We start from the raw sequence: 722 nt of genomic DNA on the forward strand, positions 1-722 counted from the left end.
GGTACAGTGCATTGTCATGGTGAGCTCCCAGGGCCAAGATGAAACGACCTGTCGGGGGCTCACGTTGGCGCAGGCTTGCAGATATGGTCGGTCTCAGGGGGCGATCCTGAGCCGATGGATTCCTTATCGGCGCTTGCAGTGAGGTGAGGGGCGGGAGATTTCTCCCACGGTCTGACTAGCAGAAGCGAATTCAGTCCCTCCGCCCCCGACAGGTCTCACCCTAGGACATACAAGCGAATTCATTCGCGACGCTCTTCGCGGTTGAAACCGCTCCCACACCTTCCCCGTACCTCGGCGCGTGTGGCATTCGGCATGACTCCGGCGGTGGATCGATGAAGCGCGATCCATCCGACGCACAGTCATGTCCGTAGGATGCGGTGAGCTCGGCGAACCGCATCACCCCGTGCCCTGGCCCCGCAATGATGGGCTTCGCACAGCTCAGCCCATCCTACGTTTGCCACCGCTCCCACACCCCCGGTGCGTGTGGGGGGCTGAAACGAAAAAACGCGGCCGMGGCCGCGTTTTTCTTGGGGCGGGTGGGGTCAGAAGAAGCCCAGGGGGTTGATGTCGTAGCTCACCAGCAGGTTCTTGGTCTGCTGGTAGTGGTCGAGCATCATCTTGTGGGTTTCGCGGCCGACGCCGGATTTCTTGTAGCCACCGAAGGCGGCGTGGGCCGGGTACAGGTGGTAGCAGTTGGTCCAGACGCGGCCGGCCTTGATGCC

At 62.3% G+C, this 722-nt stretch carries 1 protein-coding gene; it reads right to left on the reverse strand.

Annotated elements, in window-relative coordinates:
• Window positions 1–542: 542 nt before the first annotated feature.
• Window positions 543–722 (reverse strand): aldehyde dehydrogenase family protein (locus SZ55_RS21690; protein ID WP_044411506.1); only part of this gene is annotated, 180 nt, incomplete at its 5' end.

Source organism: Pseudomonas sp. FeS53a, from assembly GCF_000931385.1.
Classification (GTDB): Bacteria; Pseudomonadota; Gammaproteobacteria; order Pseudomonadales; family Pseudomonadaceae; genus Metapseudomonas; species Metapseudomonas otitidis.